Below are 26,080 nucleotides of genomic sequence, written 5' to 3' on the forward strand. Positions count from 1 at the left end.
ATACAAGTGCCGGCTAGTTGCCGGCACTTTCCATTTTTCGATGTGCTAGAACTTCTTCCAACCAACCCAGTTTCATTTCAGGTACAGAGGAAAGCAGAAGGTCTGTGTAATCATCAAACGGTGGCGAAAGAACTTCTGACTTGGTTCCGTATCTCACCAATTCCCCAAGGTACATAACAGCAATGGAATCAGATATTGATTTCACTGTCGCAAGATCGTGAGTGATAAAGAGATAAGCAACATTTTCAATCTTTTGCAAATCAAGCAAAAGCTTCAAAATGCCATCCGCAACCAACGGATCGAGCGCAGATGTAACCTCGTCACAAATAATCAACTTGGGTTTTGCCGCTAACGAACGCGCAATACAAACACGTTGTTTCTGACCACCGGAAAGTTCTGCGGGGTAACGGTCGATAAACTTTTCACCCATTTCAATTTCGTCAAGAAGTTCAATAATCCGTTTGCGCTTTTCAGCTCCCTTCATCCCGAAATAGAGTTCCAGTGGACGACCAATAATTTGCCCGACAGTCTGGCGCGGATTCATTGCAACATCAGCCATCTGGTAAATCATCTGAAGTTCACGAAGATCATCAAGACTTCGATTAGGAAGCGCTGGTGTTAGTTCTTTACCATCAAAGATGATACGCCCTTCACTCGGCGGCAAAAGCCCCGTTATCACACGCGCCAGTGTTGATTTACCCGAACCGGATTCACCAACAACAGCCAATGTTTGACCTGCATGAATATCCACGGAAACGTCTTTTAGAACTTTAATCGTTCCTGCATAAGATGCCGTGATATTCTCCACACGAAGAATAGGGTTGTCAGTTGGTTTCTTCTCTTCATGGGTGATCGAATGAGCTTTCACCAATTCTTGGGTATAGGCTTCCTTTGGTTCTTCGATAATCTGTTGAACCGTTCCATGTTCCACCATATTACCGTGACGCAAAACCAAGATTTCATCAGAAACCTGTGCGACAACAGCCAAATCATGGGTAATATACAGCGCAGCAACACCTGTATCTCTTATTGCCTTTTTAATCGCGGCCAAAACATCAATCTGTGTTGTCACATCAAGTGCTGTGGTCGGTTCGTCAAAAACAATAAGATCTGGCTTAGGACAGAGAGCCATCGCGGTCATGACACGCTGTAATTGCCCACCGGATACCTGGTGCGGGTAGCGATTACCAATGTTTTCCGGATCGGGAAGTCCCAGAGATCTGAAAAGTTCAATCGCGCGTTCTTCAGCTTGTGTTTTGCTTGAAAGTCCGTGTAACAGCGTGGTTTCAACCACCTGATCCATCAAACGCATGGCTGGATTAAAAGAAGCAGCTGCAGACTGGGAAACGTAGGTTACTTCCCTGCCCCGCAGCTCTCTTAAACCATGCGCCTGAATTTTAAGGATATCTCGTCCATTGACGAAAACTTCACCACCGGTAATCTCGACACCGCCCCGGCCATAACTCATGGACGAAAGGCCAATAGTCGATTTACCAGCACCACTTTCGCCAATAAGTCCCATAACCTGACCTTTTTTCAGGTTAAGAGATACATCATGAACAATAGTGATATCCTGAGGTTTTTCGCCCGGAGGATAGACGGTTGCACCGATTTTCAGGTTCTTAATTTCAAGAAGATTATCAGACATTATCCGCGCCCTCCTTTCAGATCACTCGTTCTATTGAGGATCCAATCCGCAACTAGATTTACTGAAATTGCCAGAACAGCAATTGCAAAGGCAGGAATAAGCGCAGCAGGAATACCAAAGATAATACCTTCTTTATTTTCTTTCACCATGCCACCCCAATCTGCTTCCGGAGGTTGAATACCAAGCCCCAGGAAGGACAAGGAAGACAGGAAAAGAACCGCAAAGATAAATCTTAGGCCAAATTCGGCAACCAAAGGAGATAAAGCGTTAGGCAGGATTTCCCTAAAGACAATCCAACGCGTACCTTCGCCACGTAATCTGGCCGCTTCGACATAATCCATAACATTAATATCAACGGCTACAGCACGAGACAGTCTATAAACACGGGTGCTATCCAAAACCCCCATAACGACAATTAATGTCACAAGATTACCAGGCAAGACGGATAGAACAACCAAGGCAAAAATTAAAGTTGGAATTGACATCAAGAGGTCAACAAAACGCGACAAAATCATATCAAACCAACCACCAGTGACAGCAGCGGTAAAGCCTAAAACAGATCCCATAACAAAGGAAAATATTGTCGCAGCGCCAGCGATAAAGATTGTAATACGCGCGCCGTACATCATGCGGGTCAGAAGATCGCGACCGACATTATCTGTTCCAAGCAGGAATTTATCTGATGCAGGCTCCCAGACATCACCAACAATCTCTGCCATACCATAAGGGGCTAGTGCCGGGGCAAAGATCGCTACAAAGAGAAAGCCACCTGTCGCAATAATGCCAACAAGTGCGCTCAGGGGAATACGTTTAAAGTTCATTTATACTATCCCCTATTTCGGATGTCTCAAACGTGGGTTTGCCACGATCGATACAATGTCTGCAATGATGTTTAATGAGATATAAACACTGGCAAAAATCAAGGCACATGCCTGAACAACGGGCACATCACGTTTGGAAACGTGGTCAACCAGATATTGCCCCATCCCTGGATAAACAAAGATAACTTCAACAATCACAACCCCGACAACGAGATAGGCAAGATTAATCATCACAACATTAACAATAGGAGCAATAGCATTCGGAAAAGCATGCTTTCTGATAACGGTAAAAGGATTAAGGCCTTTTAATTCAGCCGTTTCGATATAAGCAGATTGCATGACATTCAAAATCGCAGCTCGGGTCATGCGCATCATGTGCGCAAGAACAACCATTGTCAGAACCACGACAGGCAGGGTAATTGCGTTTAGCTTTTCGCCCAAACTCATTGTTTCGTTTAAAATGGCAACGGAAGGGAACCAACCCAATTGCACTGAAACGAAATAAATGAGCAGATAACCGATAAAAAATTCTGGTAAAGAAATAGACGCAAGAGATATGCCGGATATCAGTTTATCAGGCCAACGGTTACGATACTGAACAGCCAATAATCCGAGTACAACAGCTAATGGAACAGATAAAGCCGCGGCCCAGCTCGCTAAAAACAGTGTATTTTTAAGTCGTGTGGAAATACCTTCGGCAATAGATTTGCCGTTTGAGAGCGCAGTACCAAGATCTCCCTGTAAAACACCCGACAGCCACTTGAAATAACGGACATAGGCCGGATCATTCAGGCCAAGTTCTTTACGCAGATTGGCAACAGCTTCCGGTGTTGCAGACTGGCCGAGAATAGATTGTGCGACATCTCCTGGCAAAATCTGGGTTCCGATAAAAATCAACCCCGATGCCAGAAAGAGGAGAAGGAGGCCCAACGCTATGCGTTGAGCCACCAGGTTCAGAATGGGATGTCCCATGGGTCGCCGATTACGCTAACCAAGTTTTTGCGAGGGCGAAACCATTCATCATTTCACCGCTAGGATCGTCTTGGTATCCAGCAACTTTATCGCTAACAGCAGCAATAAAATCATTGAACATAGGTACAATCACACCGCCTTCGTCACGAACCATCACACCCATCTCTCTATAGAGTGCAATACGTTTTGCTTGATCAAGTTCACCACGTGCTTCAATCAAAAGCTTATCAAAGTCCGGACGGAAGAAACGCGTATCATTCCAGTCTGCAGTTGAAAGATAAGCTGTAGAATACATTTGATCTTGGACTGGACGTGCACCACCCCAGTAAGAAGCAGAGAATGGCTGTTGGTTCCAGACTTCAGTCCAGTATCCATCATCCGGCTCGCGCTTAACATCCAGTGTAATGCCGCATTTCGCAGCAGATTGCTGGAATAGCTGAGCAGCATCGACAGCACCAGCGAACGCAGTACCAGCTGTCCGAAGCAGAACAGGTCCATCGTGACCTGATTTTTTAAAATGGAACTTTGCCTTATCTGGATCAAAAGTGCGTTGCTCAATATCTTCAGAGAACAGCGGATAGCCACCATTGATTGGCATGTCGTTACCAACTGAACCGTAGCCGCGAAGGATTTTATCAACCATTTCTTCACGATCAATAGCATATTTCATTGCAAGGCGCAGATCGTTGTTATCGAAAGGCGCAGTATTACAATGCATCAGGAAGACATAGTGACCACGGCCGGAAACACTTTTGACCTGAAGCCCGGGAACACGTTCCAGAAGATCAGCAACCTTTGGCTCCACACGATTAATCATGTGAACCTGTCCACCTTGAAGAGCAGCAGTTCTCGCTGTTGCATCATTTAAAACAACAATTTCAATCTGATCAGCATGGCCGCGAGATGAATCCCAATAATTAGGATTACGCTCACCAACATGACGTACACCAGGTTCATCAACAGCTACTTTATATGGGCCAGAACCAATACCAGCATCCGGAGCGTCCATACCACCATCAGGTTGAATGATTAAATGGTAATCTGACATCAAATAAGGTAGATCGGCATTGGCTGTTTCCAAGGTAACAGAAAAAACATCACCTTCCGCTTTCATGGACTTAATACCGCGCATAACCCCTAAAGCGCCAGACTTTGTATCTTCACCAGAATGGCGTTGCATCGTTTTAAGCACATCTTGGGCTGTTACTGTTTTGCCATTATGAAATTCGACGCCTTTGCGAATTGTAAAGTGCCATGTTTTTGCATCAGCTGATGGCTCAATGCTTTCTGCAAGTCGGTATTCAACCTCACCGATACGAGAAACCTCAACCAGAGTTTCGCCCCAACACTTACCAAAATCGTGAGAAACTTGTGTGAGGAAAGTTGCGGGATCAAGACTATTTGTACTTTCACCACCACCAAGACCAGCTATTAGTGTTCCACCTTTTTTAGGACCTTCAGCCATTGCTGCGCTGGATAGCAGGCTTCCCGCAGCAGCCGTAGAGACACCCACAGCAGCAGCTTTACCCAAAAACTCACGGCGACCTAATTTCCCCTGAGCGGCAAGCTTTGCCAGATAATTAATATGTTGTGTCATTCCTATTCTACTCCCTGTTTGTATTTATCTTTATAAGGTGAGAACCATATAAGCGTTTTATCGCTTTTATTTTATCATATGATTCAACTGATTATAAGGTTTAATTATTTTTAACCTCTGTAATTTGTACCCAAATAGTCTCTTAGAAATTAAATAAAGAGATGAAACCGCGTACTTTTAGGTTAAAAAAATAATTACTTATATGCACCTCCAACTTTGATTCTGTTTTTCAGAATCTTGATTTTGAATAGATTCAACTACTCATAACTTTGTCGCATTAAAGACAACAACATCACCGGCAGCGACTTTCCATCCAAAAAACGTCAACTTTTAATCAAAAAACCACATCTTAACGTCGGTTTAGGATAAATTTCAATCAAGTTATTTTTACTCACCAATCAAGAACCACCAATTCACGAAATAAATCCAAGAACCACAACCGAATCAATTAATGTTTTTTGACCATAAAGTTAAATTAAAAGGTCATCGTAATCGCTTTCGTTGTTACGTAATTACGAAGGGCTTCAACTCCCTTTTCGCGACCTATACCAGATGATTTATTTCCACCAAATGGAACCTCAATGCCGCCAGCCCAATAATCGTTTACTGTTACCTGTCCGGAATCGATTGCTTTAGACAGCTTAAGTGCATGAGTAATGTTTTGCGTATAGACACCTGCGGCAAGGGCAAAATCAGTACAGTTTGCCGCCTCAATAGCTTCGTCAATATTATCGACAACCTGGACCGTTAACACCGGACCAAAAATCTCGTCTTGAACCAGTTCGTCATCCATAGGTACATCATCCATAATCGTCGGCGCATAGAACCAGCCATCTCCGGCTTCTTCTGTCTTTACACGCTCTCCACCGCAAACAACAGTTATTCCCCGCGTTCTGGCGCGCTCCACAAAGCCATCTATTTTCTCTAATTGTTCCAGCGAATTGATGGCACCGTAGTTTGGATTAGTGAGTGCGTGACCAGCTTTTAATTGTGAGGTTTTCTCAACAATCTTATCAATTAATTCACGATGAATTGTTCTTTCTACGACCAATCGAGAGCCTGCCGAACAAATTTGACCGGCATTATAATAGATCGCCCAGAGAACACCCTCTGCTGTTTTTTCCAGATCGCAATCTGCAAGCGCAACAATTGGTGATTTCCCGCCAAGCTCCAATGTCACACTGTTTATATTCTTGGCAGCAGCTTCCATTACCAATGTTCCGGTACCTACCGACCCCGTAAAAGTAATATGCTGAACCTTCGGATGATTGACGAGCGGACTTCCAGCTGCTGCCCCCGCTCCAGTAACAACGTTATAAACTCCTTTGGGAAGACCTGCTTCGACAAAGATATCAGCCAATAGTAATGCGGTTAACGGTGTTTGCTCAGCAGGCTTTACAACAGCGGTGCAACCCGCGGCCAAAGCTGGGGCAACACCTCTGATTGTTGTGGCAAGAGGATAGTTCCAGGGAATAATATGTGCAGTAACACCAACAGCCTCCACACTTGAAAAAGAGAAAACGCCATCCCCTAGAGGAAAGGTATCACCCTGTATTTTATCTGCGCACCCAGCATAATACCTTAGGGTGCCAACAGAACTTGCAACGTCCCCCTTCGCTTCATCCAGTGGTTTACCGGAATCAAGAGCTTCGACAACGGCGAAATAATCAGCTTTTTGTTCCAGTATATCAGCAGCTTTGAATAGTATGAGACCGCGTTTGCTCGGTTTCATATCCCGCCAGACGTCAAAAAAAGCAGCTCGGGCAGCTTTGACAGCTTTATCAATATCTTCAGCCTGCCCAGCACTGACCGATGCAAACACCTTCCCATTTCCAGGATCTTTACTTTCAATCGTTTCAGTTGTCGAAGCTGTTACCCACTCGCCATTGATAAACAGCTTATTTGGCAAGCCCTGTAATGTACCTGTTTGGAAATATTCACTGACCAGTACGTCTGTTGTCTTTGCCATAATCACACCTAAAGACCTTATCGTTTCTATTTTCTAATATTTTGTATTGTGAGCATTTATTAAAAACGCGAAGCGTTATAGCTGACATGATAATCAGCATTGGCCAGCCACTGAGGATCAATCTCAATACCCCATCCCGGTTTATCCGAAAGTATGAGATCGCCATCCACTATTTCGTATCCAGGCTTAAACAAACCTGCTTGCCATGGATAATAATCCAGCCCCTCAATTGAAAATTCTAGATATTTGCCCGGATTGTTAATTGCCGCCATAAAATGGGCGGAAAACAAGGTCACGAGGGACAGGTTTGCACAATGTAAGGTGCAAGGAATTCCTGCCTCTTCAGCCAATTTCGCCACATCCAAACTTCGCGTAATGCCGCCCATATAGCAAATATCAGGCTGTACGATATCAACAACTCTGTTTTGAATTATCTGGTTCCAGACAACCATGTTGTTATCTTGTTCACCACCAGACACATCAAGATCAAGGGCATCTTTTACCTGTTTTGTCCAGTCCAGTTCCCAATAAGGACACGGTTCTTCAAAGTGGCTAATGCCGTAATCCTGTAACAGATGCCCGACTTCAATGGCTTTTTGCGGTGTGTAAGAGCTGTTTGCATCAACTAAAAGAGTAACGTCATCACCAAGGGTTTCCCGCACTCTTTTTACGATATCTTCTGTTCTGCCCGGCCATTGATCAACATCGTGACCACATTCGCGTCCTACCCTGAATTTAAAAGACTTATAGCCAAATTCTTCTTTAAGGGCGACAAACCTTTCTGCCTCTTCTTCCGGGGTAATATCGCGCCGCATACTTGAGGCATAAACCGGAAATTTTGTGCGTGTGCTTCCCAACAAACTGGCAACGCTTTTCCCTGCTCTCTTGCCGTGAATATCCCAAAGGGCCGTATCCACGCCGCAAAGGGCGCGATAGAGATAACTTCCTGGAAACTTGTGTTCGCGCTCCAACACCGTTTGCGTCAAAGCTCTGAGATCAGAAGCATCCTGCCCAAGGGTATGCGGCGCAATATGTCTGTGCACGATTTGGGATGTTATATCGGCATTATAAGTGGAAACTTGCCCCCAACCTTCATCACCTTCAACTGTTCGCACCCGAACAAAGCCGACATATTCATTGGTAAAGGTTTCAATGCTCGCTATTTTCAAGGTCGATCTCACTCAAAAAAATTTATTGCGTACTATTGTCCAAGCTTGCAGATAAAAGCAAACGAAGTATTATTCGCCTAAGACATCATTTTATTTGAAGCTAATAAGTCGTACTCATATGGCCTATCAACTCCCCCCTCTAAACTGGTTGCGCGCATTCGAAGCCGCCGCCCGTTATAATAATTTCACCACAGCAGCCAAAGAACTCAACCTCACTCCAGCAGCCGTTAGCCATCAAGTCAGATCCCTAGAAAAGGAGCTGGATTTTCTATTGTTTGAGCGACTTGCCCGGAGTTTAAAATTAACCGACAAAGGGCGAGCCTATCTGCCGGCAGTGCGACGTGCGTTCGAGGATATATCCGTTTCAACAACCGGGCTTTTTGGCACCAAGGGCAAGCAAACCATCAATATTCTTTGTACCGTTGCCTTTTCTGTTTCCTGGCTCACACCAAGGTTAAAGGATTTCCTCACCAAGTATCCTGATATCAATATCAGATTACATACAGCGATTTGGACAGAGTCACTCGACCACGACAACATCGATATTGATATTCGCAGCGGACACGGCAATTGGCCGGGGTTTCATAGTCAAAAAATCCACACTGAACCTTCAGTTTTGGTGGCCACACCTGAAAACGTCAGGCTTCTCAAACAGTCCATTAAGACAGGGGATAAATCACTTATCAACCACCTTAGCTGCGTCAGGATTATGGGCTGTGAAGGACGTTGGCAAAAAATCCTCGACACTCACTTGAAAGGGGCAGATCTAGAGGTAAACATTACAGTCGATACCTCTCTCAATTCTGTACAATTGGCATCATCAGGGGCTTGTGTATCCCTCGTATTGAAAGCCCATGCCCAACCAGATCTGGACAGCGGAAAGTTAATAAGAGTTGTTGAACAAGATTTCGATTACGATGATTCTCACTATCTGCTAACACCTATTAAAGATGAAAGTTCTAAACCTGAAAGTTTGTTGTTTCGGAATTGGTTATTGGATCAAGTTCAGATAGAACAGTAATAACAGAAGCTCTCCGAAATCAGCAATCAAACATCACTTAGGACAAGATCAGCCCCTTTTTCTCCAACCATAATGGCGGCTGCATTGGTGTTTCCAGATGGCACATTCGGAAAGATTGATGCATCAATCACGCGAAGGCCGTCGATACCGTGAACTTTCAGTTTATGATCAACAACGAATTTTTTCGGATCAGGCCCCATTCTACAGGACCCAGAAGGATGAAAACAGGTCCAGGCATAACCACGAATATCGGCGATTAACTCTTCATCCGTTTTACAATCTTTCCCAGGACGAAATTCTTCAATGATAATATCTTTAAAGGCTTTGGTTTCAGCCAGTTTCCTTAGATACTTTACGCCTTCCAACATCTCAGCGACATCTTCGTCCGTAGAGAGGTAATTGGGCTTTATCATTGGTGGTTCAAAAGGATCGTTCGATTTGATTTTGATTTCCCCACGTGACGTTGGACGACAGTTTGTTAAACCCAACTGAAAGGCAGAAAACGGGTCTGGATTAAGCATAGGACGTGTTCCCGCAGGGGCGCGTGTGTAACTAACGGGCGAAAAGTATAGCTGTATGTTGGGCTGTTCCAAATCCGGGCTGGTTTTAATAAAGCCCCCTCCCTGATTGATACTCAGACTAAGAGGACCGCGGCGGAACAGGACATATTTCAGCCCGGCAACCAACTTGCCCCACCAAGAGTGCAATTCATCATTCAGGCTCGGAACTGTGCAGGAATAGAGATAATCCATTCCGATATGATCTTGTAAGTTCTGCCCCACTGCCGGGTTATCCACGACAACGGGTATATTATGCTCATCAAGCAATTCCTTGGGACCAATCCCTGACAACTGCAGCAACTGAGGACTATTGATGGAACCACCACTCAAAATCACTTCTTTTATAGCTGTAACAGCGGAAGTTTTCCCTTTGCGGGCATACTCAACACCGACAGCTTTCTTACCCTTAAAAAGAACTTTTGAAACATGGGCATGAGTGATGAGTTTAAGGTTTTTACGCTTTAAAGCCGGATGTAGAAATGCTTTGGCTGCAGACTCACGAAAGCCGTTTCGCGTTGTTGTCTGATAAAGACCGATGCCTTCCTGTTCAGCACCATTGAAGTTTTCGTTATAAGCAAGACCTAGCTCTTGCCCTGATTTGATGAAGTTTTGACAGAGAGGGTGTAAATCCTTTGAGACGTCAGAAATATGCATCGGCCCGTCTGTACCACGATAGCCATCATCACCCAATTGATTAACTTCAGATTTCTTAAAATAGGGCAGGACATCCCGATAGCTCCACCCCGGATTTCCAAGCGCGGCCCAATCATCGTAATCCTTTTGATGACCTCGGATATATACCATGGCGTTAATAGAGCTTGACCCACCCAGGACCTTTCCGCGCGGCCAATAACTTTGCCTGTTTGCTGTACCTGTATCAGCCTCGGTCAGGTACATCCAGTTGACGGCTTTTTGATAGTAAGTCTTTCCATAGCCAATTGGGACCTGCACCCAAAAGCGTTTATCGCTTCCCCCGGCCTCAAGAATCAAAACAGAATATTTGCCGCTTTCACTTAGGCGATTAGCTAAAACACAGCCTGCAGAACCTGCACCAACAATGATATAGTCAAAAGACTGCTTTTCTTTACCCATGGCTCAAAACCTGAAAAGTACGTTCCAAAATGAATTTGTTTTTCATTTATGAGTAAAATTTCAGGCATTTCAAACTATATTTTGCCTAAATCAACAAAGGCATTGTTTTATTTGTCGCTAGAGGCATGGTGATTTGTTAAAAAATAACTATAGTATTGATATAAATAACTTATTCACCTTTCCAGATTGGAGATCTTTTTTCAACAAAAGCAAGCGATCCCTCTTTAGAGTCTTCGCTGTGCAGCATCTTTTCGTAGTAGTGCCACTTCCCGGAACGCATATCTCTATAACAAGATTCATCATCAAGATCTGATGTTTTTTGCAAGACTTCTTTGACAGCCATAACAGACAGAGGCGCCGCTTCTAATATTTGTTCCGCGAATTCTCTGGCAGCCGACATGAGGTCTTCAGCACCAACAACTTTATTTACCAGCCCCCATTGTGCTGCTTCATTGGCATCCATGCGCCGCCCAGTTAAAAGAAGTTCCATGGCAACTGCCCTGGGAAGTCTTTTAGGAAGGCGGAATGATGCTGCATCAGCGATAAGTCCAACCTTTGCTTCTGGAAGGAAAAATTGTGCATGATCTGCTGCAATAATAAAATCAGCAGCGAGAGCAAGCTCAAAACCTCCGCCAACAGCCATTCCATTTACAGCAGCAATAATTGGCTTATAGCAATCATGGAGTTCTGTTATTCCCGCAAATCCTCCTGGACCATAGTCAGTATCAGGGGCCTCGCCTTCGCTACTGGCAACCAGATCCCATCCGGCAGAAAAAAATCTTTCTCCGCCACCAGTTAAAATAGCGACACGAAGGTCGGGGTCATCACGAAAATCGCAAAAAACCCTTCCCATTATCTTACTTGTTTCGGCATCAATAGCGTTTGCTTTTGGGCGATCCAGTGTCACTTCCAGAATAGCCCCTCGTCTCTCAACTTTTACAACATCTGACATCAATTCACTCTTTCTTCTGAAGATATACGGATCATGGCATCTGCTATAACAACGCCTTTTCCTTTTGGAAGCACCATAACGGGGTTTAAATCCATTTCAGCAAGTTTACTTTCATTATCAAAGGCAAAATCTGCAACCGATAAGATCGTATCAATCAACGCATCAATATCACCAGCAGGTTGGCCACGGTAGCCTTCCAATAACTTGTAAAGCTTGAGTTTTTTCAAAGAACTGTGAATATCATCACGGGAAACCGGCAACAGTAATGGTGTTGAATCCTGCAACAGTTCAACCCAGACACCGCCAGAACCGATGACAAGGGACAGCCCGAACTGAGGATCTCTTGTCACCCCAATAATAACTTCGGCAACAACATCCGTAATCATGCTTTCAACAAGAACCTTGTCTGACAGGTACGCCATTCTTTCTGCTGCTGATGTTACCGCCTCAGCATTTTGTAAGTTTAAAGTCACGCCCCCGGCTTCTGTCTTGTGAGCAAGATCGGCACTTACTGCTTTAACGACAACAGGAAACCCAATTCGTTCCGCAGTAAAACCAGCTTCTGAAATCGCAACCGTTTCACTTCTGGGTATTGGAAGTCCGTGTTCTTTTAGAATTGACTTTGCCTGGGTTTCATCAAGTAAAACAATTTCATTTTCGACCTCTGAGAATTTCCTGACAGTAGAAGATACGTTATTATTCGCAAGCTCCTTCCATCTGGCATTTATCCATGCGGCGGATGAAATTGCTTTTAGACCATCTTCGACGCCTTGTAGAGGTACGACGTTGTTTCTGATTAGAGTGGATCGTGCTTTTTCCGGAAGGTTTTCCGGAAGTGTGGCAAGAACAGCCGCTTGATAACCAGAGTTTTTCTGTGCTGCAATCATGGCGTCAAGTGCAATATCCCACTCGTGGGCTTCGCTTAAATCACTCTTGGGATAATCCAGAACCAAAAGGCTGATGTCATATTTCCCCTGCATAACACGTGTAAAACAGTTGGTTTTTTCTTCGATATTCCCCCAGATATAGGTGTGGTAATCAAAGGGGTTTGATATAGAAACCTTGTCTCCAAGTTGCTTTTGCAACTGCGATGCCTGAACATCGGGGATCGGCTTGAATTTTAATCCGAGTTGACTGCCAAAATCAGCAATCAAAGCTGCATCCCCCCCGGAACAACTAAGAGAAGATATATTATTACCCGAAAGAGGTCCCGCAACATGAAGTAACTTTAGGGTTTCGATCATCTCGCTAAGCGTACGAACGCGAGCGATACCTATACGTTGAAACAAGGCGGAATAAAGTTCATCAGACCCGGCCAAGGTTGACGTATGGCTTAGGGCAATTTCAGCCCCAATGTCAGACCCACCTGATTTTAAGGCAACTACCGGTATGCCCTTACTTCTGGCCTTATTAACAGCACGACAAAAACCAGAGATATCATCAACACCTTCCATATGAAGGCCTATCGCCGTCACTCGATCATCATCACAAAGCGCATCAATGTAATCCGGTATAGATAACACGGACTGGTTTCCGACAGATATCATGTAAGAGACAGGCAGGGATCTTTCCTGCATCGTTAGACTTATACCGATATTTCCGCTTTGGGTAATGATCGCAACACCCTTATCGACATGCTGCCCACCATGATGATCCGGCCACAGGGCAGCCCCGTCCAAATAATTTAGGATACCGTAGCAATTCGGACCAACTAAAGCCAAATCGCCAACACTGTTCATGAGATCTCGATGATAGCCCTGCCCGTCAGATGTCTCGGAAAAGCCAGAAGCATAGCAAATTACGCCGCCTGCACCCATCTTCTCCAGATCTTTAATCACAGATATCGCTGGCTCACGAGGGATCGCGACGAAAGCGGCATCAGGTGCAGTTGGCAGATCATTTACCGATGCAACACACTTCACCCCCTCAATTTCGCTTCTTCGTGCATTAACGGCCCAGATTTCGCCCTTAAAACCCGTTTTACGACTTTGCCGGATGACTTCAGCTGCCTCCGCGCCACCAACAACGGCTATGTTTTGGGGGCAAAGCAGGCGTTTTATGTTTGTCGTTTTGGACATTGCTAAACTTCCCAGATCAATGACACGCTCAATCACGCACCCAGAGGTCGAAGTAAACCCCGCGAAATGATATGGCGTTGAATTTCACTGGTTCCGTCCCAAATCCGCTCAACCCGGGCATCTCGCCAAAAGCGTTCAATCGGAAGTTCAGTCATTAAACCCATGCCGCCAAAGATCTGAAGACTTTCATCGGTTACTCTGGCCAACATTTCTGTCGCATGAACTTTTGCCATGGCAATGTCCTGATCTGCGGAGAGACCCTTATCAAGTTTCCAGGCGGCCCCCATGGTCAAGTACTCTGCAGCCTGAATATCAGTCGCCATATCAGCCAACTTAAAGGATACACCTTGGAACTTACCAATCGCCTGCCCAAACTGTTTTCGCTCTGCAGCCCAATTAACAGCTAAATCAAAACAGCGCTGTGCCCGCCCGACAGACATAGCCGCCACAGTCAACCGTGTGGCTCCTAACCATGTATTGGCTTCATCAAAGCCTCTGCCTGCTTCCCCTAGGATTTGCGTAGCAGGAATGCGACAGTTATCAAAGTTGAGAATGGAATTATTGTATCCCCGATGTGATACACATTTATAGCCTTCTCGAATTTCAAAACCGGGGGTTCCGCGATCAACAAGGAAACAGGTAATTTGTTTCTTTTTCCCCCGGGGAGTTTCTTCTTCACCCGTTGCGATAAAAACAATGGCAAAGTCAGCTTCATCAGCATGGGTAATAAAATGTTTCGTGCCATTTAAGATCCAGTCGTCCCCGTCTTTGACAGCCGATGCTTTCATGGATCTTACATCAGACCCTGCATCAGGTTCGGTCATGGCAATACAGTCAATCTTTTCCCCACGGATCGCTGGCATAAGATATTTTTCAACCTGCTCGCCTTTACAACCGCAAAGAATATTAGAAGGTCGCCCAAAAATAACACTCAATGCCTGGGAAGCACGCCCCAACTCTCTTTCAAGTAAGGACATGGTGACATAATCCAGTCCACCGCCTCCGAACTCTTCCGGGATATTTGCGGCATAAAAGCCCAAATTCAGAACTTTTTGACGTATTTCCTGGGTTAGTTCAGGAGGAACATACCCCAATTCCTCGACTGTATTTTCATGGGGGTAGAGTTCTTTTTCAACAAAATCCCGAACGGTATCAACAACCATTTGCTGTTCTTGCGAAATACCAAAATCCATATCACTTCTCCCTAAGACTTAACCGTTCCTGATCTATAGTTTATGAATTTTTTGCCTTTTAAATCAGGACGCTAACAGGAATTTCCGCGTTAAAACTCAACACAGAGTAAATGTCATCACTTCCGAGTGTCATGACGACACAGGTATCTGATACTAAAGTGTTGGCGGGTTTTGCAGGCAAAAATAAAACCCGCCAGCGATATAGCTATTACTTTGGTGGCGGCACCATCATTTGCCTGCTCAGGCGTTCTGGCGCCGGCAATTTTTTATGTGCATCCAGTATTTTCCCTAAAACATTCAGTATTTCAGGTTTCGCGGGACAGGCTTTCCCAGCCTTCATATCAACATGCAGGACCATTTGCTCTGCTGTTGCGAGCAAACTGTTATCTTTTGAGTTGTACATTCGATGGTAAAAATGAAGACGCTTATCATCCAGACCAAGTAATTGCGTTGTCACCCGTAAAGGTTCATGAGCCGCAACTTCAAGAATGTTATTGATATGCGTTTCGACCGTATAATAAGAATTTCCATTCGCATGGTATTCAGCATTTACACCGACATAACGAAACAGAGCATCAGAGGCATCACCAAAAACTTGCAAGTACCGGGATTCAGTCATGTGATTATTATAATCAACCCACTCAGGGTGAACCTTGTCCCCATGAAGATCCAGCGGTCGGCTCAAATCATCCCCATCAGCCCATTCTGTAGATCCTGATGTTTGCTCGTATTGCCGTTCGTCATCTTCCTTGAGTACGTTCCCTGACGCATAGTTAAAACTACGCAAGGACTGCATAATAGAAACAAGACAGTTATCTCGTAGTTGTTCGAGATCCCGGATAGAATAACCATCTGCTTGTTGTTGCGTACCTTCTACCATGCGATCGATAAGTTGGTCCGTCAGTTCCGGTGCTTTTAACTTTGTCCAAGGCAATTCCAGTGCTGGACCAAACTGTTCCAGCATATGGCGCATCCCCTGTTCTCCACCAGCCAGATGGAATGTAAGACAGGTTCCCATAAAAGCCCAGCGCAGGCCTGGCCCATATATTACCGCCTGGTCAATTTCATCTGTCGTTGCAACACCATCAGCAACCATGTGCAAGGCTTCGCGCCATAAGGCTTCTTGAAGTCGGTCAGAAATATAACCTTCAATTTCCTTACGAACCTTCAGGGGCTTCATCCCGATTGAGCTATAAAACGCCATCGCGTCTTCAATAAATTGTGGTCCGGTTTTTTCACCTCCAAGAACCTCAACCAATGGCAAGAGGTAAACAGGATTGAAAGGATGTCCGATTAGGACACGTTCCGGATGGGTGCAGTCAGCCTGAATGATGGTCGGAAGCAATCCAGAAGAGCTGGAGGCAATAATAACATCCGGGGCGGCATGTTTGCTTATTTCCGCTAAAAGATTTCTTTTCAGATCTTCCCGTTCAGGCGCATTTTCCTGAACAAAATCAGCTTTTGAAACAGCTTCGGCGAGGCTTGTCGTAAAAGAAAGTGTGCCCTTTTCCTTACGGGGGGCGAGACTAAGCTGGTTCAAAGCTGGTTCGGCATTGGACACAACTTCCCTCAAGCCGCGTTCAGCATCGGCTGAGACATCCGTCACAACAACATCAATGCCTCGGTGGAGACATCGCGCAGCCCACCCGGCCCCAATAACACCAGCCCCAACGACAGCAACAGTTCTGATTTCACGTGCCATTTTGCAACACCCTGTTCTAATTTATTTGTCTCGTAATTATTATTTTAAGACTGTTTGACGGCATTGAATTTCTTACGGGCTTCTTCAGCCGTAAGCGTTTTTGCCCCCATCCGCTCAATGATTTCCTTGGCTCTGCACACCAGTTGACCGTTGGTCGCAAGGACACCTCGCTCCAGATAGAGGTTATCTTCCAGACCTACGCGAACATGTCCGCCAAAAATTACGGACTGTGCAGCCATTGCCATTTGAGCAGGCCCAACCCCAAAAGCACCCCAGTTTGCCCCATCGGGAAGCATATTGCGCATCGCAAGCATGGTTTCGCCATTTGCTTCTGCCGCAAAAGGAATCCCTAAGCAAAGCTGAAACAGAGGCGGTGCATCAATCAGACCTTCTGACATTAACTGCTTTGCCATCCAGATATGGCCAAATTCAAAAGCTTCGATTTCAGGCTTCACCCCCATCTTTTGAATAATAGCAGCCATTTCGCGTAACATATCCGGCGTCGAAACGTAGGCATAGTCGCTGAAATTCAATGACCCACAGTCAAAGGTACAAATTTCGGGGCGTATAGCATCAATATGTTTGAGACGGTCAATAGGACTGAGCATATCCGTTCCCGGTCCACCAACATTGGGGTTTGTTGCGTCTGGCACAAATTCTCCGCCCATACCGGCAGTAATATTGATGACAACATCCACGCCTTTTGTCTTCATTTTGTCGCGCAGAAGTCCGACGGTTTCCTGATAGAGTTCCAGATCGTTACTGGCTTGACCAGTATCGGGGTTTCTAACATGCAAGTGGGCAATCGCAGCCCCAGCTAAAGCGGCCTCAATCGCAGCATCAGAGATTTCTTCCGGTGTTACCGGTACATTTGTATGCCGATCTTTTTTTATACCTGACCCTGTTACAGGACAGGTGATAATAACTTCACTATTCATAATAATTCCCTCTTTGGGTAACTCCCTTTTTCGAGCCACCCTATCTATCCCGGTTATGCTATCTCGGTCATGGTTCAGTGATAGCCCAGTGATGGCCTCTTTTCTTTTCCCTCAGTTTAAGTCGGTTTCTTTTTCCCAATTTACATTTTGCACTAATTATGAAACATTTTACCAAACATCATATCTGAAATATGAGAACTACAAGATGTATCTATTTGGAAAAGAAGCAGTATCGAAACCTCAAAAAATTGCTTTTTTGCTTGTGCCCGGTTTTTCCATGCTTTGCTTCTCATCAGCATTGGAACCCTTGCGCGCTGCCAATTTTAAAGTTGGTGAAAAAATATATGAATGGAAACTATATTCCATTCATGGCTCGACCGTACGCGCCAGTAACGGTATGGACATTAATGTTGATGCTGAAATTGCGCTGGATGACAACATTCCTGTCTTGATCATTTGCGCCAGTTATGATGTGGAAGAGAGCAATACAAAACAACTCGCCGCAATTCTACGAAGACTGCGCTCTAAAGGCACTGAATTTGGTGGCATGGATGCAGGGAGCGAAATCCTTGCCAAGGCCGGCCTTCTTGATGGCTACAAAGCAACCGTTCACTGGGAAAACTTTGAGAGCTTTACCGAGACCTACCCTAATATACAGGCTGAATTGGATCTCTATATTGTTGACCGGAACAGATTTACATCAGGCGGCGGCACAACCAGCCTGGACATGATGTTACAACTCATCAGGGTTCAACACGGTTTAAAGCTATCTACGGATGTCGCAGATATATTTATTTATCAAAGGTTTCGCGAAGGAAACAACCCACAACGACTGATTTCCAACAACCCACAGATCCGGAATAATAAAGTCCTGACCAAAGCAATTGAAACGATGGAAGCAACCATAGAAACGCCATTGCTGATTACAGAGCTCGCAGAACAGATTGGCTCTACTGTCAGAGAGCTTGAGCGACTTTTCAAGAAGCATCTAAAGACATCGCCAGCAAACTATTACAGGAACCATCGACTGGATATAGCACAGAGATTGTTGAAGCAAACCGATCTATCCATCCTCGACATTGCTATTCGATGCGGCTTTAACTCTGCAACATCATTTGCCCGGAGTTATCGCAATCGTTTTGGCCAAGCACCTAAAACAAGCCGGCGTATCGTATCTTAATAACGTGATTAACATAATACATATAAGCATTTGACATTTATATGAATTATCTAATCACCAAATAAATTTATTTACTGTTTCTAACGACTAAAATTTCTTCTTCATTCGTTTAAACTTGCATTAGTTTCATTTGCAACTAATATTATATATCATGATACAGGATTGAGAAAATAGAGGTGTTACCCCTCTTATTTTCACAGTGAATTTGCGGGTAAGTTTTCAGAACTATCCAGAAGAATGTCCAGAAACAATGCAAAGAATAATGCGAGGCTTAGACATGAAAATAGAACAAATCCACCACGTCGCCTATCGATGTAAAGATGCGAAAGAAACTGTTGAATGGTATGGTAAATACCTCAATATGGATTTTATTCTCGCAATCGCTGAAAACGAAGTCCCTTCGACAAAAGCCCCTGATCCTTATATGCATATCTTTCTGGATGCGGGGAAAGGATCCATTCTGGCCTTTTTCGAAATCCCCAATTCTCCGCCAATGGGCAAAGACCCCAATACACCTGAATGGGTACAGCACTTAGCACTATCCGTAGCGACAATGGACGAAATGCTGAGCGTTAAAAGCAAACTCGAAGCGGACGGCATTGATGTATTAGGACCAACGGATCACACTCTTTTTCAATCAATATACTTTTTTGACCCAAGTGGTCATCGCATTGAATTGGCCGTTAATACGGCAACACCGGATATGAGCAAAAAGCTCGACGACGTCAAATGGCAGATGCTTGAAGAATGGTCCAAAACCAAAAAAGCCCCAACGCACGCTGATTGGATGCATCAAAAAGAACTTTCCTCATAAGTTACGATTAATAGCTTAAAAACTACGGTTTATAAAATGAAACTCGCTACCTATAAAAATGGCACCAGAGATGGTGAGCTTGTTGTTGTCAGTCGCGACTTGAAAAAGTGCGTTAAGGCCACGGCAATTGCCCCAACCTTGCAATCAGCATTGGACGATTGGAACAATACCTACTCTCAATTGGAAGCACTCTATCAATCTCTCAATAGTGGTAATCTGACAGATAGTTTTGATTTTGAAGAACCTGCATGCGCATCCCCTCTTCCACGGTCTTACCAGTGGGCAGACGGTTCTGCTTATGTAAATCATGTTGAACTAGTCAGAAAAGCAAGAGGAGCCGAACTACCGGATAGTTTTTGGACAGATCCCTTGATGTATCAAGGGGGGTCGGACAGCTTTATTGGTCCAAGGGACGATATTGCTTTGGGATCAGAAAGTTGGGGCATTGATTTTGAAGCAGAGATAGCTGTGATTACAGATGACATGCCCATGGGTACATCCCCTAAAAAAGCAGCAGATCACATCAAGCTTTTGATGCTGGTCAACGATGTCTCATTGCGCGGGTTAATTCCGGCAGAACTGGCAAAAGGCTTCGGCTTTTTTCAATCCAAACCGTCCAGTGCCTTTTCCCCTGTCACCATAACACCTGACGAACTAGGATCAGCATGGAAAAACGGCAAGATTCATCTGCCCCTACTCTCGGCACTAAACGGTGAACTTTTCGGAAAACCAGAAGCTGGCGAAGATATGACGTTTGATTTTCCAACGATCGTTTCTCATGCGGCAAAAACGCGCCCACTAGGAGCTGGTACAATTGTTGGTTCCGGAACCGTTTCCAACAAACTGGATGGTGGCCCCGGTAAACATGTGAACGATGGTGGTGTTGGCTATTCCTGTATTGCAGAAGTTCGCATGATTGAAACAATTAATTCAGGATCTCCTCAAACTCCCTTTATGAAGTTTGGCGATACCATTTCGATTGAAATGCTGGACAAAGAAGGCCAATCAATCTTTGGGAAAATTAATCAAAAAGTTGTAGAATATTCTATCTCGTAATGAATGCTTTATCATGTCATCAATGATAATTTATTGAAACCTCTTTTCCAAATATCTCTAAAACAGCTCTGAAGTAAAATTCAGAGCTGTTTTAGTATATCACTACTGAAATAATACATACTTTGCTCTCTCCCAGTGGGTCAAGAAGATCTCACAATCAAAATCCTATCTGTTTTCTCAAATCATTTAGTAGGATTTGCCTATCAAAATCTGTTATACTCACAAGCAAAACAGCAAGTGGTCGTATTTACCACATTTTGCTGCGCTGATCGGCATACCCCTGATTTACAGGGCGTATATACAGCACATGGTATGCAAAATTTTGAAATTTTGTGCTGCAATTGGCTGGTAATTGAACACCAAATTACTTTTTAGGCTCTGGATTATTCCAATTAAGCCTATTTCTTACGATTGACAACAATCGGCAGATCGTGTGCATTCACCACGCCCAGCAGGCCATCACTATTGAGTAACACAGGGAATTTAATATCATGGTATCGATTGATGACCTAAAGGCACAACGCGATGCGTCCTTGGCAGTCACCGCAAAAGGTGCTCCAACAAGAACGTCTAACCAGTTCTTTGGCGTAGGCCCAATTACAGATATGACATCTGACGAAGTTGACGGGCGTCGCTTGCGCTTTCAGTTTGATGCATGGCTTGAAGAAAATTATGCCAAAGTAGATGATCGCGGCAATCGCATCGGTAGCTTTACGACCGCTGAAATTGGCCGCAGCATGCACCGTGGCTATCCGGCTGACAAAGTCCTGCTGGATATGGCCCGTGAAATTCATCGTTACTTCGAATTCCCTAAAAAGAATAAAATGGCGATTGGTCTTGGTGGAGGTCACAATGGCTTTACCGTTTCCATTCTTCATTTGATGAATGCAAACAACTCAGATCAAAAAATCTACGTAGATACACCAAAACCTGAATCCGCCGAAGGCAAAGCCGGTGGCTTCTTCCGTCAATCTTGGGGCTCCCAGATTATGGAAATGCAGAAATTTGCTGCAAATGGTGATATTGAACGTATCCATTATTCCGAAGGCGAAGGCGCGATCCCAACCGCAGCCGAGCTGAGTTCAATGGGCATTAAACTCTTCGTTGGTGTTGGTCATGAAACAACTGGTGCAACGACCTATAAAGAGTCCGAAATTATCGAACTTCTAAAGTGGATCGACGCTAATCCAGCTGAACACCACGCAATTATTGACAGTACGTCTATGCTGGGTGCGATGCCATGGGCTGAGAATGTTGTTCTTGAGGTCATGGACAAATGTTGCATGTTCATGCCATTCCAAAAAGCGATTGGCGGTATTTCAGGTTATTTCATTGCCTCTTATACACCAGAAGCATTAGCCCTGATGAACCAGAACCAGAAAGACCCTGCCTGGGCGATCCCGCGTCAGCTTAAAATTGCTGTACCTGCGGACCCGAAAGAGCCAATGAGCAGTGAAAAAACCTGGGAACTTGGTCCGGTTTATGACCCAGCTGAACACAAGATGCTTGGCGGTATCATCAATACCTTCTCGACCCTTGCCTTTGCAGAAACAACTTTTGGCCTGTTACGCGCTGAAAAATCAATCGGTTCCGCACGTGATCTGAACAAGCGTTCCATCAAAAACCGCCAAACAGCCAATGACTGGATTGCAAACAATCCAACACTTGAACTGGGTGTTACAGATGCAGATAACCGTGGTGCTGCAGTTACACTGCTCAAGGTTACTGAAGGGGCAAACACAGATCCTGCAATCCACGCAGACATCATTGCTAAATCCAAACAGATTCTGGGCTACGAAGGCCTGACCCATCCAAATGGTGAACATGAAGAAGGTCAGGATGTTGCGCGTTATGTCAACGCTTTCCCGGGTACACCTGGGGACTACCGCGCATGGATTGGTGGTCTACGTCCTGTAGAAGACGTTATTGCACTGCTCGAAAACCTTGAATACGCCTATCACCGTGCAAAAATAGTCGTTCTTGAAGAACTTCTGGCAAAAGAAGGCGTGACCTTCGAAGCTTCCTCTGTTGCTTCAGGCAACAGTAAAGTTCGTCAAGACGATGCAAGCAAAGCCTACAAGGTTCTCGTTGCAGATCTTATTGGCCTTAAGTTCGACGCAAATGGCAATCCTGATCACTCTGAAGTACGCGATTATGTAGAAGCCAAGGGCGGCGTATTCCACGAGGGTCCTTTTGCTGACGAAGCAAATCTGGAATCTGGTAAAATCCACTTCTCATACCAGCCAGACCTCAGCACTGAAGAAGAGCTTCTGCCGATTACGAAAGATGGCCAATTTGACGCGACTATCGTTGCGGCAACCTTCTTACCGAAGGCTTCTGTCTTTAAGTCTGGCGGCGTGCGTATTGGTGCTGGTACCGGCAACATGGGGTCTGATTCATGGGGCGGTGGTAATGGTGACGGTGGTGAATCTGCCCTCATGAACACACCAAGCTTCAACAGCCGTGCAACTGCACAGATGGCAATGAAAGCTCTGTTGAAAGTAACCCCTGATCTTCCTGTCGAAGAAATGTACAAGTTGGTTTGCGAAGGCAACTTCGACACCGGTAAAGACCTCTGCAAATTCCCAACAGAGAAACTGGAAGGCAAACGCCTTGCCGTAATCGGTTACGGGAACATCGGTCGTGAAGTGGCAAACCTTGGAAAAGCATTTGGTATGGAAGTTTCCATCTATGCTCGCTCTCGCCATAAAGCCTGGATCGAGTCCGAAGGTTTCACCTACGCAGAGACACCCGAAGAAGCAGCTAAAGGTGCGGATGTAATCAGCCCACACACTGGTCTTGGTGCTTTCAATGCTGACACGGGCAAATTTGCCAATGACAGCCTTGTAAACGAAACCGTTCTCAATGCCTTGAACGACGGTGCCATCGTTGTAAACTACGACCGTGGCGAAGTCATCAATATCGACGCTCTTGATGCAGCACTTACAAGCGGTAAAGTTGCTTACGCTGCTATTGATGCTGATCTTTTCAAGAACGCAGAAACAGGTGAGCTAAGCGGCCCAATGGTTCCATACCTCAGCCTGGTTGATCGTCACGCTGACAAACTTGAGCTGCTTCCACATGCTGCTGCTGATACTGAGCACGTATCCCGTGTTCAGGGTGCTAAACAGGCCGTTGATCAGATTTTCGATGCGATCCAGTTCAAGTCCATCATGAACCTAAAAGGTGATCTGCCAACGGGTTACACTAATGCAGGTGCAACAACAGTTAACGGCGTTGGTAAAGTAACACCAAACGCGCTGTCTTCTGTTGCGGCTGAAAATGAGACAGTGGCTGAACTACGCAAACTAACAGAAGATATGGCCGCAATTTGGGGCGCTCTGTCTGTCACGAAAGATTCAGCACGCCGTCAGGAGTTGATTGATCGCTATGGTGCTCAACTGACACTACAGTCAAACAAATACATCACTCTTGTTGAAAAGCTCGGTCTTAAAGGCCCTTACGGTTAATTTCACCGTCAGCTTGAAAAATTCAAAAGGTGCCATGTTCACTCATGGCACCTTTTTTAGTGCGACAATTATGGCCTCGACAGTGCCCTATTGAATTGGCTAATTTAGCTCCATGAAAAAATGGACAGCCATAATATGCATGATTTTCAGCTTGAGCGCGTTATTTACACCCTTTGCTCAAGCAAGCCAGCATTCACCTCAAATGAATGGCATGCACACTATCGCTGATAACATTGGGCTAGAAAACCCATTGACCACTGGTGATACCTGCGAAGAATGTATTGGTCATTCCAATACAATGACCTGTCTTGATCGCTGCGTATCAATGACCACAGCTATCCTCGTGGATTTGCCGGCCTTGAAATTGGCTTTACAGCCAGAACCTGTTCATCCTCATACTGAACTCAGCCGTGGCTTAACGCCAACGGTAGAAACCTTTCCCCCTATCGATCTTTAAAACGACCAAAACCCAAACGTTTATTCAAAAGATTATAGGACAATACTCATGAGATCTCTTATATTTGCCGTTACTCTTGCGGCCACTATTCTTTTCAACCTGTTCCCCATGCATGCTCATGCAGGTGACGCAACGCTTTTCAAAAACCCACAATGTGGTTGCTGTAGTGCCTATGCGGATCATCTTCGGGAAAGTGGTTATAAGGTAACGGAAATACCAACCGAGCAGATGTCACTGATTAAAAAATCATATGGCATTTCTGACGACATGGCTTCTTGTCATACCACCTTGATCGACGGTTATGTTATCGAAGGGCATGTGCCGATCAATATCGTTGATAAGTTTTTATCTGAAAAGCCAGAGGTGACCGGAATATTCCTACCAGGAATGCCAATGGGATCCCCCGGAATGGGCATAGAAAAGGAAGAACCCTTTAAGGTCTATTCTTACGATCTGAACGAGGGAGATGAGGCCGTTTCACTCTATGCCGTGGAATAAAAGAGAGGGAGCCGATCAAGGCTCCCTCCCCTTAAACTCTACTTACCTATTTAGCGTCAGGTATAAAGAGCTGTTGACCTGAAACCTTGTAACTGGCGATTGTGGACTGCCCTTCTTCAGACAAGAGCCAGTTTACGAAAATTTTTGCAGCTTCCTCTTTCACATGTGGAAATTTCTCAGGGTTAACAACAATAACACCGTATTGATTGAAAAGGCGCTCGTCTCCCTCAAAAAGAATTTCCATGTTTTGTTTGTTTTTGTAGCTGATCCAGGTTGCTCGGTCACTAAGGGTATAGCCTTGCATCGCCACAGCTGTATTCAAGGTTGCCCCCATGCCGGACCCGGTTTCACGGTACCAGCTACCCGAAGCTGTTTTAGGGTTATCTCCATTGGCTTTCCAAAGCTCCAACTCTCTTTTATTGGTGCCACTGTCATCACCGCGCGAGAGAAATATTGCCTGTTTTGCTTTAATTTCACCCAAGGCATCAACGATGGTTTCTGTTTCCTTGACGCCAGAAGGGTCGTTATCTGGTCCCACAAGAACAAAATCGTTGTACATCACGTCAAAGCGCTCCACGCCATAACCTTCTGAAACAAACGTTTCTTCAGAGGTTTTATGATGCACCATCAAGACATCTGCGTCACCATTACGTGCAAGTTTAAGGGCAGCGCCTGTTCCAACGGCAACAACATGAACCTCAATACCTGTCTGTTCCTTAAAAAGCGGTAGAAGATAATCAAACAAACCTGAATTTTGAGTTGATGTTGTAGATGCAAGTGTAATTTCACTCTTGGTCTCATCGGCATACAGGGTTGAACCATATCCGCCTAATACCAATACCGAGGCAAGACTTAACGCCCGAAAAACAAATCGGTTAATCATTTAAATAAAA

At 45.0% G+C, this 26,080-nt stretch carries 20 protein-coding genes; 7 read left to right on the forward strand and 13 right to left on the reverse strand.

From position 1 onward, the window contains the following. Positions 1-13: 13 nt before the first annotated feature. From WH96_RS15365 to WH96_RS15390, 6 genes are all read right to left on the reverse strand, one after another. Positions 14-1,648 carry an ABC transporter ATP-binding protein gene (locus WH96_RS15365; RefSeq protein ID WP_047765095.1) on the reverse strand — a complete coding sequence of 545 codons (1,635 nt, stop codon included), beginning with the start codon at positions 1,646-1,648 and terminating at the stop codon, positions 14-16. Beyond that, positions 1,648-2,469, reverse strand: a complete 822-nt coding sequence (locus WH96_RS15370; RefSeq protein WP_047765096.1) for an ABC transporter permease — start codon at positions 2,467-2,469, stop codon at positions 1,648-1,650. Before WH96_RS15370 ends, WH96_RS15365 begins: the two co-directional genes overlap by 1 nt. Positions 2,470-2,481: 12 nt before the next feature. Continuing rightward, positions 2,482-3,441 (reverse strand): ABC transporter permease, encoded by a 960-nt coding sequence (locus WH96_RS15375; RefSeq protein ID WP_047765097.1) that lies wholly within the window; start codon positions 3,439-3,441, stop codon positions 2,482-2,484. A gap of 10 nt (positions 3,442-3,451) precedes the next feature. Further along, positions 3,452-5,038, reverse strand: coding sequence for an ABC transporter substrate-binding protein (locus WH96_RS15380; protein ID WP_047765098.1), 1,587 nt, complete (start codon positions 5,036-5,038; stop codon positions 3,452-3,454). Between the two features lie 475 nt (positions 5,039-5,513). After that, entirely contained in the window at positions 5,514-7,007 is a 1,494-nt protein-coding gene (locus WH96_RS15385) for an aldehyde dehydrogenase family protein (RefSeq protein ID WP_047765099.1), read from the reverse strand. A 59-nt stretch (positions 7,008-7,066) separates the two neighbouring features. Beyond that, positions 7,067-8,176 carry a mandelate racemase/muconate lactonizing enzyme family protein gene (locus tag WH96_RS15390; protein ID WP_047765100.1) on the reverse strand — a complete coding sequence of 370 codons (1,110 nt, stop codon included), beginning with the start codon at positions 8,174-8,176 and terminating at the stop codon, positions 7,067-7,069. Positions 8,177-8,294: 118 nt separating this feature from the next. Between WH96_RS15390 and WH96_RS15395 the strand changes: the two genes are divergently transcribed. Then, positions 8,295-9,197, forward strand: coding sequence for a LysR substrate-binding domain-containing protein (locus WH96_RS15395; protein ID WP_047765101.1), 903 nt, complete (start codon positions 8,295-8,297; stop codon positions 9,195-9,197). Positions 9,198-9,223: 26 nt separating this feature from the next. Here the strand turns inward: WH96_RS15395 and WH96_RS15400 are convergent, their stop codons facing one another. The 6 genes from WH96_RS15400 to WH96_RS15425 form a co-directional block, all read right to left on the reverse strand. Then, a complete protein-coding gene (locus WH96_RS15400) occupies positions 9,224-10,849 on the reverse strand; it encodes a GMC family oxidoreductase (RefSeq protein ID WP_047765102.1) in 1,626 nt (541 codons plus the stop codon). A 169-nt stretch (positions 10,850-11,018) separates the two neighbouring features. Then, on the reverse strand, positions 11,019-11,801 hold the full coding sequence (locus WH96_RS15405; protein ID WP_047765103.1) for a carnitinyl-CoA dehydratase: 783 nt from the start codon (positions 11,799-11,801) through the stop codon (positions 11,019-11,021). Then, positions 11,801-13,879, reverse strand: coding sequence for an acetate--CoA ligase family protein (locus WH96_RS15410; RefSeq protein ID WP_047765220.1), 2,079 nt, complete (start codon positions 13,877-13,879; stop codon positions 11,801-11,803). The genes WH96_RS15405 and WH96_RS15410 overlap by 1 nt, the downstream gene beginning before the upstream one ends. A 32-nt stretch (positions 13,880-13,911) precedes the next feature. Beyond that, entirely contained in the window at positions 13,912-15,072 is a 1,161-nt protein-coding gene (locus tag WH96_RS15415) for an acyl-CoA dehydrogenase family protein (RefSeq protein WP_047765104.1), read from the reverse strand. A gap of 208 nt (positions 15,073-15,280) precedes the next feature. Beyond that, complete coding sequence (locus WH96_RS15420) at positions 15,281-16,774, reverse strand: carnitine 3-dehydrogenase (protein ID WP_047765105.1); 1,494 nt, start codon at positions 16,772-16,774, stop codon at positions 15,281-15,283. 44 nt (positions 16,775-16,818) lie between these two features. After that, positions 16,819-17,712, reverse strand: coding sequence for a BKACE family enzyme (locus WH96_RS15425; protein WP_047765106.1), 894 nt, complete (start codon positions 17,710-17,712; stop codon positions 16,819-16,821). 205 nt (positions 17,713-17,917) lie between these two features. Between WH96_RS15425 and WH96_RS15430 the strand changes: the two genes are divergently transcribed. The 6 genes from WH96_RS15430 to WH96_RS15455 all read left to right on the forward strand — a co-directional run bounded on the left by WH96_RS15430 (position 17,918) and on the right by WH96_RS15455 (position 25,187). Then, on the forward strand, positions 17,918-18,892 hold the full coding sequence (locus WH96_RS15430; protein WP_047765107.1) for a GlxA family transcriptional regulator: 975 nt from the start codon (positions 17,918-17,920) through the stop codon (positions 18,890-18,892). Between the two features lie 277 nt (positions 18,893-19,169). Further along, complete coding sequence (locus tag WH96_RS15435) at positions 19,170-19,706, forward strand: VOC family protein (RefSeq protein ID WP_047765108.1); 537 nt, start codon at positions 19,170-19,172, stop codon at positions 19,704-19,706. Positions 19,707-19,742: 36 nt separating this feature from the next. Further along, on the forward strand, positions 19,743-20,762 hold the full coding sequence (locus WH96_RS15440) for a fumarylacetoacetate hydrolase family protein (protein WP_047765109.1): 1,020 nt from the start codon (positions 19,743-19,745) through the stop codon (positions 20,760-20,762). A gap of 491 nt (positions 20,763-21,253) precedes the next feature. Then, entirely contained in the window at positions 21,254-24,232 is a 2,979-nt protein-coding gene (locus WH96_RS15445; protein WP_047765110.1) for an NAD(P)-dependent oxidoreductase, read from the forward strand. A gap of 151 nt (positions 24,233-24,383) precedes the next feature. Next, entirely contained in the window at positions 24,384-24,689 is a 306-nt protein-coding gene (locus WH96_RS15450; protein WP_156176827.1) for a hypothetical protein, read from the forward strand. 48 nt (positions 24,690-24,737) lie between these two features. Beyond that, complete coding sequence (locus tag WH96_RS15455) at positions 24,738-25,187, forward strand: DUF411 domain-containing protein (RefSeq protein WP_047765112.1); 450 nt, start codon at positions 24,738-24,740, stop codon at positions 25,185-25,187. Between the two features lie 46 nt (positions 25,188-25,233). Here the strand turns inward: WH96_RS15455 and WH96_RS15460 are convergent, their stop codons facing one another. Next, the gene (locus tag WH96_RS15460; protein WP_047765113.1) at positions 25,234-26,070 is read right to left on the reverse strand and encodes a substrate-binding domain-containing protein; all 837 of its coding nucleotides are present in this window, start codon (positions 26,068-26,070) and stop codon (positions 25,234-25,236) included. Positions 26,071-26,080 lie beyond the last annotated feature (10 nt).

This window comes from Kiloniella spongiae (genome assembly GCF_001026905.1).
Lineage (GTDB): Bacteria > Pseudomonadota > Alphaproteobacteria > Kiloniellales > Kiloniellaceae > Kiloniella > Kiloniella spongiae.